Genomic DNA, 12,663 nt, shown 5'->3' with positions numbered 1-12,663 from the left:
CTATAGCCACCCGCGCGGGATACAAGCGGCGAATAGTCGTCGACGTATCGGGATTGACCTGAGCCCCTAAAGTTCCTCCAAATTTGTGTAGAGTCCGCCCAACAAAAGGACGGACAAATGAAGGCACGATTTACGGACGAACAGATCATTGGGATGATCAAGGAACAGGAAGCTGGTGAGAAGACCGCTGATGTATGTCGGCGGCACGGGATCAGCTCAGCGACGTTCTATAAATACAAATCGAAGTATGGTGGCATGGAGCCGTCGGATGCGAAGCGATTGCGTGCGCTTGAAGACGAGAACGGCAAGCTGAAGAAGCTTTTGGCTGAACAGATGCTCGACAACGCGATGTTGCGAGACATCAATTCAAAAAAATGGTGACGCCTGCTGGGAAGCGGCAAGCGGTGGTTCACCTGTGCGAAGCGCACGGTGTGAGCCAGCGGCGGGCGTGTGATGTGCTGCAAATTGATCGGTCAACGGTACGGTATCTGTCGCGTCGTGGCGATGATGCTAAACTGCGGGATGCCATCAAACGAGTTTCGAGGGAGCGGCGTCGGTTTGGTTGCCGCCGTATTCACGTGATGATTGCGCGGGAGGGCTTTGAGGTGAACCACAAGAAAGTGAGGCGCATCTACCGTGAAGAGAAGCTGCAGGTGCGCCGCAGAGGTGGCAGGAAGCGCGCTTTGGGCACAAGGAAGCCGATGGTGCTTCCGGATGGCCCAAACCAACGCTGGAGCTTGGATTTTGTGTCTGACGCCCTGACAGACGGTCGCAGGTTCCGCATTTTGGCAGTCGTTGATGACTTCAGTCGCGAGAACTTGGTTCTGGTGGCCGACACATCACTGTCTGGTCACCGTGTTGCACGTGAACTGGACAAGGTGATCGCTGAACGCGGCATGCCAAAGACGATTGTGTCGGACAACGGAACTGAGTTCACCAGCATGGCGATCCTCAAGTGGGTTCAGGAAACTGGTGTTGATTGGCACTATATCGCGCCCGGAAAACCCCAACAGAACGGCTTTATCGAAAGCTTCAATGGCAAGCTGCGAGATGAATGTTTGAATGAAACGTTATTTGGCACATTGCGCGATGCCCGCAAAACGCTTGAAGAATGGCAGGAGGATTACAACTGGCGCAGACCACATTCAGCATTGGGCAACCTCACCCCGATGGAATTTTTGCAAAGAAAGGCAATGGACAAGATGGCGGCCTAACGCCAAAGATTTAACCCCAAGGACTCCGCACAAAGCTGGAGGAGACTTGGGGCTCAGGTCAGGATTCATTGTTGTGAGATAGCAAGAGAACCGAAGAAGCTATGGACCAAGAAACCGACGAACTCCATTGATGTGTTGGCTTGGTCCTAGGTTGCGGATGCTGTCCATTTTTCACACCACTTTAGATTGAATGGCAACGCCTCGTTTAGTGCACCACGAATTCCGCATGCAACGCTCCCGCGGCCTTGATGCTTTTTAAAATATCTATCATGTCGCGCGGCGAGACGCCCAATGCGTTAAGGCCTGCAATCACTTCAGAAAGAGAGGTCCCGTCATCAATTTCGGCAAGGCCGATCCCTGGTTCCTCTTGGATGGCGGCCTGAGTTCGAGGCACCACGACTGATGTGCCATCCGTAAATGGGTTCGGCTGCACGACAAGTGGTTCCTCTTGGATGCGCAGCGTCAAATTTCCCTGACTGACGGCCACGCGTGAAATTCTAACATCTTCGCCCATGACAATTGTACCGGATCGTTGATCCACCACAACGCGCGCTTTGCGCTCAGGTGTAATCAGCAAATTTTCGACGATTCCCAAAGCGTGAGCAGGGGATGGCGTGCGTGTCGCGGCGATATCCAACTGAACGGTACCTGCGTCTAACATACGCGCAACACCTCTACGAAACTCTGCATTGATCGCAGTTTCGACCCGTTGCGCAGTGGTGAAATCAGGCTCCCTTAACGCCAATCGTATAGTTTTCAATGAGGCGAAATCAAACTCGATTTCCCGTTCGATCCGCGCACCCGACGGAATAACGCCAGCCGTTGGAACGCCTTGTGTGACGGCCGCGCCATCGCCGGCGGCTGTGGCACCTCCTGCGATCAACGTTCCTTGGGCTACAGCGTAGATCTCACCGTCTGGTGCTGTGAGGGGCGTCATAATCAACGTCCCCCCCAAAAGGCTTTTAGCATCTCCAATTGCGGAAACAGTCACATCAATTTTCGATCCCGTTCGCGCAAATGGCGGAAGGGTTGCGGTAACGAAAACGGCCGCCACATTCTTGGGTCGGAATTGTTCGCCCGTCACGTTCACGCCTAGTCGTTCGAGTATATTGGACATAATCTCTTCAGTGAATGGAGAGTTTCGTATCCCGTCACCGCTACCATCGAGGCCAACGATCAAACCGTAGCCAACCAAATCATTGCCGCGTACGCCATCAAACTCGACAACATCTTTCAGACGAATAGTGCTCGCACTTGCGGCGAGTGTGGTTGCGAAAAGTATGGCGAGAGTAGCTGATAGGAATCTATGCATTAAATGTAGTCCGATAGCTTAAGGTTAGAAAGACGCGCAGTTATTGTGTACATCATTTCAAGTTGGGTTTCGGCTTGGGTCAGTTTGGTTGCTGAATCGTAGATATCAGCGGACACAATTTCTAGTTTGGCCCGCTCTGTTGCGTATTGTTCGGCTGTGTTGCGTACAGACGCCGCTTCGATCTTGGCTTCTTGTGCGCCGACGCGTGATGACAAAAGCTGCATCTTTCCGCTTGCCCCGTAAAGGCGCTCACCAGCTGTTTGCATAAGCTTGGCTTGTTCAGAGAGATCTCCGGGTAACGCGCCTTCTGACACAAGTGCGCCTAGTACGAGTCCCTTTAATGTGTCTCTCACCCCTTGATTAGAGGCGGTAGTGTCAAAGTTTGCGGTTTCATAGTCGTTGAGCACAAAGCCAGATTTTGGTGAGGCCGAGCCTTTGTACATCGCGGTATCATAGCTGCCGCTACCTGGCGCGAACCACGCGTCAACAGCAGTAATAATTTCGTCGGCCGTAGTCGCCCCGGCTATTGCCGTTTGAATTTCAGCCATCAAGGTTTCGGAGCTTTGAAGCGGTGTAGTTTGTGTGGCCGCGCCACTAAATAGCGCTCGTCCACCAGCGCGTGTATTAAATGCGTATACAACTGAATCGAGTGTTGCGCGTGTCTCGGCGCTGGTGATTTCCATCGTCGCCGAGTTGTTATATGTCGCTGAGTTGATTAGCGGGGCTGCGGCATCGTCCACGTGGCCCGCGACAGACCCCAGAACGTTTTGCATGGACGACGCGAAAAAGACGGCATCATCCACACCGCGCTGATAGCTTTCTATGGTGCGCAATGTGCGTTCCATACTGGCTAATGGTGTGAAGTTTCCGCTTAAAGACTTGCTAAGCTCTGCCTTACGTCCGCTCGCAATTTCCATGGAATAGGTTTCTAGGTTTGTTTTGGTTTGGTTCACAAGAGACATGCGTCTGAACACCGTCGAAAGATCACCTATGGTCAGCGAATTCATGTTCAGATCCTCATCAATTGATCGAATAATGCTTCGACCGTTTCGATAACTTTGGCATTTGCAGCGTAGGAACGTTCAATCACGAGCAGCTTTTGGAGCTCTTGGTCGGTATCCACGCCGTTTTCGAGTTCAATGCTTTTAAGTGTGGCTTGTTGGGCGCTTGCAAAACTCAGATCGCTTTCTGAGGCGAGACTCGCCGTCTCAAAGAAGGAAAATAAATCTGAGGATAGGCTACTGCTGGAGCGTTCAATCGCTGAAAAACCACCCGAGGCCGTCGCAATCCCACTTTGCAGGTTTGCAAGCATCGCTTGAAGGAGGCTGGCATCGCCCGCGTCTCCCTCGCTCGTTGCGCCCAACCCATCTCGTAGATGCCAAAGTTCCCCTCCGTTTCTAGGATCAACTGCCGTGTTGACCGAAATCCGGTTCGATAGTCCCAATTCTTCGGCCGGATCAAATGGCGCATCATTGTCTGTAAATAATCCGGCCATACCGGCGGCAAGTGTCGGATCCATGGACGGATCTTCGAACCGTGTCATTAAATCTCTCGTAAAAGCATCGAGTTTGGTCTGTGCTTCAGGCGCGAGCGTATCGCGGATTTCAAACAGGCCGGCCAGTTGACCGCCCGCAATTGGCCCCTTGTCGGCGCGGGTTGATACGGGTTGGCCATTGATCGTCAAGCCCGACAAAATACCGGGATCAACACTCATATCAGGTGTAATTTTCCCAATGGGCGTAAAGTCTACTGTTGCAGCCTTTGATGAGACTAGGATCGCGCCACCCGGAGAATACAATGAGACCATACCGTTTTCCCGCTCAACTTCTTTGACGGGTATGATTCTAGAGATTTCGTCGATGATGGTCTGGCGCTGATCAATCAGGCCACTTGCATCGTATCCCGACGATACATTTTCCTGTATCTCGACGTTCATTGTTACGACCTTGGATAGCGCACTTTGGAGTCGGTCAACGGTGTTCGAAATGTCGCGGTCTGCGTTCTGGCGAACCGATGAAATCGTATCTGCCGCTCGGTTTATCTTATCCGCAAGGGCCGATGCAGAGTTGGAGACTTCGTACAAGTGCGCATCCGATTCCGGATGGTTTGAGGCCTCAATAATACTTGCCTCGAGATCTACGATAAGTCCGGTAATGGACCCTGAATCATCTGCCTGTCCCAGCGCACGAGAAATCGTATCGTGGTAGTCAACACGTGTACTTTCCAGTGCAACAAGACCGTCTGAGATACGGCGCTCACCCATGACCACAGGATCGGTCATCCGGTGAACCGACACAACAGATACACCGGATGCCTGACCTCCTACTTGACGTGTGCCCAACTCAATTTCACGCCGTCCGTATCCCTCGGTCATCGCATTCGCGACATTTGAAGAGACGACGCCCGCAGCACGCGTTGTCGCGTTTAATCCTGATAGGGCATTGGATAAGGCATTCGTGATACTCATGACGGTCTCGTTTCAATTCAGGTTACCTAGATCAACGTTAGCGTTTGATGTTGGTTGTCTCCTGTAGCATTTCATCGACGGTTTGGATCACTTTGGCATTCGACGAATAGGCGCGTTGCGTTTGAATGAGATCGGTCAATTCGCCTGCTACATCCGTGGTCGATCCCTCGCGCGCATAGCCTGCTATGGCACCCGTTGGCCCATCACCTGCATCCCACAAAAAGAAAGATCCAGAATTTGGAGAAACTTGATAGGTTTGGTTGTTGAGTGAGATCAAGCCATTGGGATTGGGGACATCAACAAGCGGAATTTGATAAATACGGCGCGTAAATCCTGTGTCGTATGTCGCGGTCATATAGCCGTTATCATCCACTTCAACCGATGTCAGGTTACCGACGGGGGAGCCGTCTTTGGTGATCTGCGTGGGCGCAAAGCTATCGGAGAGCTGTGTCAGTCCATTTGTGTCGCCGATTTTGCCGATTGTTGCTTCAATTGGTCCACCAGCCACTTCGAGGGCGAGCGTACCTTCAGTATCGTTATAAATGGCTGTTATCGGGCTATTAGCTGTTGGAGTGACCGACGAAAGGGTGCCGCCAGCACCACGAGAGCTATCGAAAACGAGAGTGTATTCGCCGATGGTGGCGCCGGTTTGTGCGGAATCAGTAATCGTCATTACCCACGTATTGTCGGCCGCTTGAGGCGTAAACACGATATCGAGAGATTCAGATGTCCCTAGGTTGCCGAAATACTCTACCGAGAGTGGCAATGGGTCAGACGCATCTTCGGCGGGAAGGTTCACGCCGAGGTTCATTCGTGTTGTTGGGTCGCCAGCCGTTTGGTTGGCGTTGATCACGATTGGCTCCATGCCCGACATGGTGTCGCGCGGGAAGGTTGGAATTGTTCCATCTGCATCCGCAGGCCAACCCAGCAAGACCAAGCCGGAGTCCGTTTTTAAAACGCCGTTGGCATCGGTGTGAAACGACCCCGTTGTGGTCATCAACATAGGTTGATCACCAGACTGAGCATCTAGAGACACTTCTGTCGTCACCGGAAGCATTCCGCGGCCGGACACGGCGATATCGGTTGCGTTGGATGTGGAAATCAATGCGCCTTGTTCTTCGACGAGGCGTGATGTGAATGACCGGACACCGCCAGCGGAATAGACGCCCGCTCCGGCATTACCGCCAATTACAAATGATTCAAATTCTGTGTTTGCTCGCTTGTATCCGTAGGTGCCCGAGTTCGCGATGTTGTCGGAAATCGTAGCTAGACGCGTGGCATTGGCGCTAAGGCCTGCAACACCTGCATTGAGCGAGGAGGAAATGGTCATTGGGAAGCGCCTTTCTGATGCTTGGACCTATGCTGGCCCAAGCATGCACACTTACTCTTAACAGCTACCTAACATCTAAAATCCGATCTATTTATTGATTGGAAACTCTCGCAAGAGGATGATCTCAACGCGGTTGTTTCTAAACGATATCGGGTTGCGCGTGACGGGTTTGCGATCGGCGTATCCGGTAACGCGTTGAATACGTGTCGTCGGTGTTCCCTCAGCTTCGAGAAGTAGTCGGATTTGATCCGCGCGGCGCGTCGATAAGTCCCAAACTGGATTATCTGCAAGCACCAAAGGTTGCGCGCTGACATAGCCCGTGACAGCAATTTCATTTTTCACAACATTAAATACACGCGATAGCATCGACACGATGATGGTTGTCACCTCGGTCGGTTGATGTGTTTTCGGCTCGAAAAGCGGTTCACTTTTGAGGTCGTGAATCTCTACGATGAGACCCTCGTCTGTCACCTTTGTCACAATGTGACGAAGGGCAGCCTCCGCGGCCATGCTTTCGCCGCTGAACGCGGACAGCAATGATTGCACTTCGTCAAAGGATTTGGCCTCTTGAATCACGGCCTCTGCGTCACCCCGCTCACCCGCTGATGCGCCTGTGCCGTTTTGGGAGAGTGTTTCCTCGGTAAAGACAGAATCTCCCCCGAACACACCGTCTCCACCGCCCGAGATGCGGTTCACAGGAATGGTTGGATTAAAGAAATCCGCTATCCCTTTTCTTTGCTTTTCCGTTGTCGCGTTTAGCAACCACATCAACAAAAAGAACGCCATCATTGCCGTTACGAAGTCAGCATACGCTACCTTCCAGGCGCCGCCGTGATGGCCGCCACCCTTAATGACTTTTTTCCTTTTGATGATTATCGGTGCATTTCCCTTAGCACTCATACCACCACCTCACATTTCACCCGACTCCGGATGTATCAGGCAGATATGAAAGGCGGCTTAACTTCTAAAAGTTTAGGCATTTGTCGTTTTGTTTAGGTGATCACGTCAGGAGCAATTTTGTTGGTGAATTTATGCAAATCCGAAAGAGCCAACGCAGCCCCCGTGATCGGGGACAAAGCATCCTCGACCGCCATATCAAAAAGAGCGGCGTCCGTTTCAAATCTTTCGAGATAGAGCCGAATAGTGGCACCAACAGTTCCGGTTCCCGATAGCCGGAACACGGCGCGACCGCCCCCAGAAAATCCAATTCTAATCCCTTGTCCGCTTGAATGTGATCCATCCACGGGATCGTCGTAGGCGAATTCATCGGCATAAATGACATCAAGTCCGTTGATTTTCCGCCCCGTCATCTCCGGCAATTGCGCCCGCAGCGCCTCCATCATTGCATTTGCCTGTTCCGCGTTCACATCCTCGTAGTCGTGGCGCGAATAGAAACACCTTCCGAAATCTCGCCAAAGGTCGTCCATCAATTCGGATACGGACACGCGCGTTTCAGCGAGGATATTAAGCCATAAAAGAACGGCCCATAGCCCGTCTTTTTCGCGCACATGATCAGATCCTGTGCCCGCGCTTTCCTCACCACATAGCGTCACTTTGCCCGCATCAAGCAGATTACCGAAGTACTTCCACCCTGTCGGCGTCTCATGGCATTCAATGCCAAGCTTTTCCGCGACGCGATCTACCGCCCCTGAGGTCGGCATGGAGCGTGCAATTCCCACTAGACCATTTGCATACGCTGGGGCCAAGTGCGCCTTTGCCGCGAGTAGCGCAAGACTATCGGAGGGGGTAACGTAAGCGCCGCGACCCACAATCATGTTGCGGTCACCATCTCCATCAGATGCCGCACCAAAGTCTGGGGAATGGTCAGAGTGCATCTCATCCATCAATCCCTTGGCCCATGTGGGGTTGGGATCGGGATGACCGCCACCGAAATCGGGAGCAGGTTGGCCATTGATCACCGTCCCTTTTGGCGCGCCAAGGATCTCTTCTAAAATCTTGATCGCATATGGTCCGGTGACGGCGTGCATCGCATCAAACCGCATTGTGAATCCGGATGAAAATAGCGATCTGATTTTCGGAAAATCAAACAGATGCGACATCAATTCAGCATAGTCTGAAACTGGATCGACGACCTCAACCACCAAGTTCCCCAATCGCGTCACGCCGACTGTTGATAGATCAACATCGTCTGCCGTCTGTATTCTGTACTCTAAAATAGATTTGGTGCGCTCGTAAATTTTATCAGTTACGATTTGTGTCGCCGGCCCGCCGTTTGAGCCGTTATATTTCAACCCAAAATCAGCATCAGGACCACCAGGGTTGTGACTCGCAGACAAAATTAATCCACCATCGGCGCCGCGTTTTCGAATGAGATGTGACGCCGCGGGCGTCGACAACAAGCCACCTTGTCCAACTACACAACACGCTGCGCCGTTCGCGGCGGCCATTCTCAAAATAACTTGGATGGCCGCATCATTGAAATATCGCCCGTCACCACCGACAACCAAGGTCTTACCCTCAACGCCACCAATGCCGTTGAACGTCGCTTGAACGTAGTTTTCAAGGTAGTGACGCCCTTCGAAGACCTTCGTCTTTTTGCGAAGCCCGCTTGTTCCCGGCTTCTGGCCCTCGATCGGTGTCGTGGTAACAAGTTCAATGGTCATAGGTAGATCTCCTTTGATCCACAACTTAACGCCTAGAGCGCGGAATACACGTGATATTTCACCCTTATTATGGTGAAAGGTCGAGAGTGAATTCATGTAAATGGTAACTGGTGCCGGTGATAGGACTCGAACCTACTACCCCATCATTACGAATGATGTGCTCTACCAGATGAGCTACACCGGCACCGTTTTTGCACGCGATCATTGATCGTTTGCGAGACGGTCTTTAGCAACTTATTTTATACCTGTGTAGCCCTATTTTTTGGCGTCGCTGTCTTGTGTCTCTGACGGCGCATCCGCGACGATTTCAGCATCAACAACGTCAGCTGTGTCCACATCGACTGAAACAACGTTGTCGGCCGATGCAGGTGCGCCGACGATCATGGGCAACATCTCTGTTCCGGCGGGCATGGCCACCTCGGACTGCGATGGTTGCCGCCAGCTCAACGTGTCAAACCCGCTGCAATTTCCGCATACGGGGGCCCATTCGGTATGAACAGTATTGCAGTTGTCACAAATCCATTGAGGGCCACGGGGGGCGGTAAGGGCGCGGGTCAGCCACCCACGAACCACAACGTCACTCCCGCCCTCGCCGCGCTCGACAGCTGCCATGATCGTCAGGCTACGAGACGTTGGGTTGATTTCGGCCAAGTCCCCAAGTGCGCGGCGGGCCGCCGGAAAATCCTCATTGGCAATTTGAAGTTCGGCCAAAAGCATTTTCGTTTCAGGATCGCCCGTGTTCGCCTTTGTAAGTGCACCAAATCGCTTGAGGCGCTGCGCCGGAGTTTCATCGGGCTCAATTCGCGCAAACGCTGCCGCCAGATCGGGGTGCGGTTGAACTTGCCATGCCTTTTTCAAGATGCGCGTGGCCTGTTTTGAATTTCCATTTTGCACAAGATTATCAGCTGCCATGACGGCCGCAGGAATGAGATCGGGTGACTTTTTATTGGCTTCAATAGCGGCTTCGCGTGCTTCAATAGATGCGCCATCGTCCAAAATTCCCTTAGCTTCCGACAGGGCCAAAACCGCATCTCTGCGTTTGTGGACATCGCGGGGAATCGCGCCATGCTTGAGCTTGGCGGACAGAGTTCTGCGCGCGGCGGACCAGTCGCCTTTATCCGCTTGCAACTTTAGCAAAACGTCCTGTGTTTCGACATGCTTGGGCTTGATCGCAAATGCCTTTTCGGCAAGCTTAAGGGCCGTGTCCGTATCTCCAGCATCCAGTCGCTGTTTCAGGATGCCGCGCACGCCAACAAAGCGCGTCCGATCATCCGACAAAAGGCGCTTATACGTCTCTTCAGCTTTGCGCTTGTCGCCCACTGCCTCAGCGGCTTGAGCGGTTAACAGATTGGTGAGTTCTGGTTTGCGTAGATATTTCTCTGCTTTTGCGGCTTTTGACATTGCAACGCGCCCCTCGCCAGAGGCTAGGGCCAACATTCCGTCTGCTAAGGCCTCAAAGCCTTTACGCTCACGATTTCGATCAAAATACCGCGACAATGCCGTTTCATCTCCGAGGAGAAATTTAACAACAGCAAGGGCGAGCCCGATCACCTTCATGATGATCCAAAGCGCGACTAAAAGCGCAACAAACGCAATCACAGCCTGAAGTGGGCCGAGTGCAATTTCATACCCGCCAAACGCAAGCTGAAGCCCCCCGTCACTTTCAAGTAAAAGAACGCCGCCGTAGGCCAATGCAGCCACGATAACAAAGAAAATAACTATTTTTACAAGCGACAGAAGCATTCTTGCGCCTTTCTTATTGACCAAACATGGATTGAAGCGCGTCGGTTACGGCCACACGTGCCGATGCCTTTTCGATCCAGTCCGCCATTGCGGTGCGACCCGCATCCGGCAAATTCTCAAGTTCTGACAGGGCAGCAGGGAAATCTGCGTCTGTCACCTTCGCGCCGGCCCGTGACAAGATTGCGTCAGCACTATCACCGTCTTTTGGATCCAAGGAGCGTAACCCTAGTTGCGTGCGTGTAAACGTTTCAAACCAACCTTGTGTGCCCTCGTCATACGCGGCACGCGCTGATGCGGTTAACGCCTCACGCGCAGCAGGTGCGAACCCATCTTGTAGAACCGAAATAGCCGCGACACCGGTTTCTGACGCCCCCTCAATTGCTGCGGGTATCTCGATCTCGATACCTGTCAAAAGATCGGCGTAGGGATTTCCGGAATCAATCGCTGCCTTTAGGGATGCGAGCGCGGTTGCTGCGGTTGCGGCCATTTCATCCGCCTGCGCGGACGCCTGAGCGGTTTGTAGCCGCGACACTTCGTCATTGAGCAAAGTGCGCATCTGTTCCAACTGACGCTCATATGCGGCGGTTGCCTCGGGCGACACGATTGCCTCTTGTACGGGACGCGCTTCAACCGTGCTCAACCGCGCCTCGAGCGATGACAGGTTGTCCGCAAGTGGTGCGATACGTGAATTCAAATCAATTGCACCAACTTCAGTTTTTATCTGCTCTTCCAGAGATGCGCGTACACCAATCAAATCACCATCCAATTTCTGGGCGTTTGATCGCAAAGCTGTCACTTCAGCTTCCAACGCTTCAACCTTTGCCGTCAATTCTGTGGTATTGGTTCCGGGAAAAGGCCAACCGTCAGGCTTAATGAGATTGGCGGCTCCATACCCAATCACGACACAGGCTACAGCACCAAGAAGTGCGGGAACAAAGCCGCTCTTTTTAGGTGATACGGTATTTGTGATTAGGGGATCGGCCTGTGCTATGTCGTCGGTCTTATCAGGCTCAATGGTGTCGGAGAGTGGGTCATCAGTGGCGTCGATGGTAATTTCGTCTGTGGTAGCGGTTTCAACATCGCTCACCAAATCAACGTCTGCTGATACGTTCTCAACGTCAACTGTCTCGGAAACTTGGTCTTCGACGTCTACGGGGCTTGGATCGCTTGCGGACTTCTTCTTACGTGCCAACGTTTAAACCTTTCGAATCCTAACCAAAATCTTTGTAATCACAGAATATAGCCTAGTCAGTCTCACTCCCCGCCTCAAGGCTTGTTCACGCCAACTGCGATGCAATTGCCTTTTGCATGCTTGCACCATCGGGGTGTTCGGCCAGAATTGTAAGGGTTGGCTTAGCACCCGTCCACGCATGCGCCGTTGCCTCTGATATGGCAATAATCGTTATGTTAGCGTTAGACTTTGCCAGACGGGCACCGACCAAGGCGGCGGATCGGGGCGAGTATAAGGGGACAATCAGATGACGAGCCGCAAGGATCTGTGCGTGGGTGCCCTGTGACCAATTGACCTCCTCTTGATCATACACAGCAAAAGATCGCACCTGAATACCGGCATCGTTCAGACGGATTTCGACATCACCCGCCGTATGGGCGCCGTGCAGATGAATAAGAGGGCTGATATTCTCGCGTTTGAGAACCTCGATCAAATCCTCAGACGCCCCATGCGCCGACACTGCGTTTAAACCCGCAGCCTGTGCCGCCAATTTGGTGGCATCCCCAACACAATACGCGGTGAGTGTGGGGAAAAACTGCGCGGCACAAGCAACCGAATGGCGAGACGTCAAAATGACACCCTTGTACGTGGAGCCGTCGAATTGAGGGGCAAGGCCCACAATCGTCATTACGGGCGCGATAATGCACTGCGCCACTAAGAGTTGCGATGATAGCCGTTGCGCCAGTTTTTCCGCATCTTCGCGCGGACGTGTCAAAAGTACAGTGGGCTTCAAAAGCGTGTC

At 52.7% G+C, this 12,663-nt stretch carries 10 protein-coding genes and 1 tRNA gene; 1 reads left to right on the top strand and 10 read right to left on the bottom strand.

From position 1 onward, the window contains the following. The first annotated feature begins 117 nt into the window (after nt 1-117). Nucleotides 118-1,214, top strand: a protein-coding gene (locus IMCC12053_RS08525; RefSeq protein WP_156320740.1) for an IS3 family transposase whose coding sequence is annotated in 2 segments (ribosomal slippage) — nt 118-364 and nt 364-1,214 — 1,098 coding nt in all. Because the reading frame shifts where the segments join, the coding sequence is not laid out codon by codon here. A gap of 205 nt (nt 1,215-1,419) precedes the next feature. Here IMCC12053_RS08525 and IMCC12053_RS08520 read toward each other — a convergent pair. The 10 genes from IMCC12053_RS08520 to IMCC12053_RS08475 all read right to left on the bottom strand — a co-directional run bounded on the left by IMCC12053_RS08520 (nt 1,420) and on the right by IMCC12053_RS08475 (nt 12,654). Beyond that, entirely contained in the window at nt 1,420-2,526 is a 1,107-nt protein-coding gene (locus tag IMCC12053_RS08520; RefSeq protein WP_062218060.1) for a flagellar basal body P-ring protein FlgI, read from the bottom strand. Continuing rightward, complete coding sequence (locus IMCC12053_RS08515) at nt 2,526-3,533, bottom strand: flagellin (RefSeq protein ID WP_062218056.1); 1,008 nt, start codon at nt 3,531-3,533, stop codon at nt 2,526-2,528. Before IMCC12053_RS08515 ends, IMCC12053_RS08520 begins: the two co-directional genes overlap by 1 nt. 2 nt (nt 3,534-3,535) lie before the next feature. Beyond that, nucleotides 3,536-4,993, bottom strand: coding sequence for a flagellar hook-associated protein FlgK (gene flgK, locus IMCC12053_RS08510; protein WP_062218053.1), 1,458 nt, complete (start codon nt 4,991-4,993; stop codon nt 3,536-3,538). A gap of 37 nt (nt 4,994-5,030) precedes the next feature. Then, nucleotides 5,031-6,323, bottom strand: a complete 1,293-nt coding sequence (locus tag IMCC12053_RS08505) for a flagellar hook protein FlgE (RefSeq protein ID WP_062218050.1) — start codon at nt 6,321-6,323, stop codon at nt 5,031-5,033. Between the two features lie 87 nt (nt 6,324-6,410). Beyond that, nucleotides 6,411-7,223, bottom strand: a complete 813-nt coding sequence (locus IMCC12053_RS08500; RefSeq protein WP_062218047.1) for a flagellar motor protein MotB — start codon at nt 7,221-7,223, stop codon at nt 6,411-6,413. Nucleotides 7,224-7,315: 92 nt separating this feature from the next. Next, nucleotides 7,316-8,947 carry an alpha-D-glucose phosphate-specific phosphoglucomutase gene (locus IMCC12053_RS08495; protein WP_062218044.1) on the bottom strand — a complete coding sequence of 544 codons (1,632 nt, stop codon included), beginning with the start codon at nt 8,945-8,947 and terminating at the stop codon, nt 7,316-7,318. Nucleotides 8,948-9,055: 108 nt separating this feature from the next. After that, nucleotides 9,056-9,131: transfer RNA gene (locus tag IMCC12053_RS08490), tRNA-Thr, on the bottom strand. A gap of 71 nt (nt 9,132-9,202) precedes the next feature. Continuing rightward, a complete protein-coding gene (locus IMCC12053_RS08485) occupies nt 9,203-10,690 on the bottom strand; it encodes a heme biosynthesis protein HemY (RefSeq protein ID WP_062218041.1) in 1,488 nt (495 codons plus the stop codon). Between the two features lie 13 nt (nt 10,691-10,703). Next, the gene (locus IMCC12053_RS08480; protein ID WP_062218038.1) at nt 10,704-11,882 is read right to left on the bottom strand and encodes a COG4223 family protein; all 1,179 of its coding nucleotides are present in this window, start codon (nt 11,880-11,882) and stop codon (nt 10,704-10,706) included. Between the two features lie 85 nt (nt 11,883-11,967). After that, the gene (locus tag IMCC12053_RS08475) at nt 11,968-12,654 is read right to left on the bottom strand and encodes a uroporphyrinogen-III synthase (RefSeq protein WP_169775312.1); all 687 of its coding nucleotides are present in this window, start codon (nt 12,652-12,654) and stop codon (nt 11,968-11,970) included. Nucleotides 12,655-12,663 lie beyond the last annotated feature (9 nt).

Source organism: Celeribacter marinus, assembly GCF_001308265.1.
GTDB classification, from domain to species: Bacteria; Pseudomonadota; Alphaproteobacteria; order Rhodobacterales; family Rhodobacteraceae; genus Celeribacter; species Celeribacter marinus.
This window is presented reverse-complemented; position numbering and strand designations above follow the sequence as displayed.

Excerpts from the sequence above, each read along its gene's own strand:
- IMCC12053_RS08495 (WP_062218044.1), bottom strand. The coding sequence starts at position 8,947 with ATGACCATTGAACTTGTTACCACGACACCGATCGAGGGCCAGAAGCCG.
- IMCC12053_RS08520 (WP_062218060.1), bottom strand. The coding sequence starts at position 2,526 with ATGCATAGATTCCTATCAGCTACTCTCGCCATACTTTTCGCAACCACA.
- flgK (WP_062218053.1), bottom strand. The coding sequence starts at position 4,993 with ATGAGTATCACGAATGCCTTATCCAATGCCCTATCAGGATTAAACGCG.
- IMCC12053_RS08500 (WP_062218047.1), bottom strand. The coding sequence starts at position 7,223 with ATGAGTGCTAAGGGAAATGCACCGATAATCATCAAAAGGAAAAAAGTC.
- IMCC12053_RS08515 (WP_062218056.1), bottom strand. The coding sequence starts at position 3,533 with ATGAATTCGCTGACCATAGGTGATCTTTCGACGGTGTTCAGACGCATG.
- IMCC12053_RS08485 (WP_062218041.1), bottom strand. The coding sequence starts at position 10,690 with ATGCTTCTGTCGCTTGTAAAAATAGTTATTTTCTTTGTTATCGTGGCT.
- IMCC12053_RS08505 (WP_062218050.1), bottom strand. The coding sequence starts at position 6,323 with ATGACCATTTCCTCCTCGCTCAATGCAGGTGTTGCAGGCCTTAGCGCC.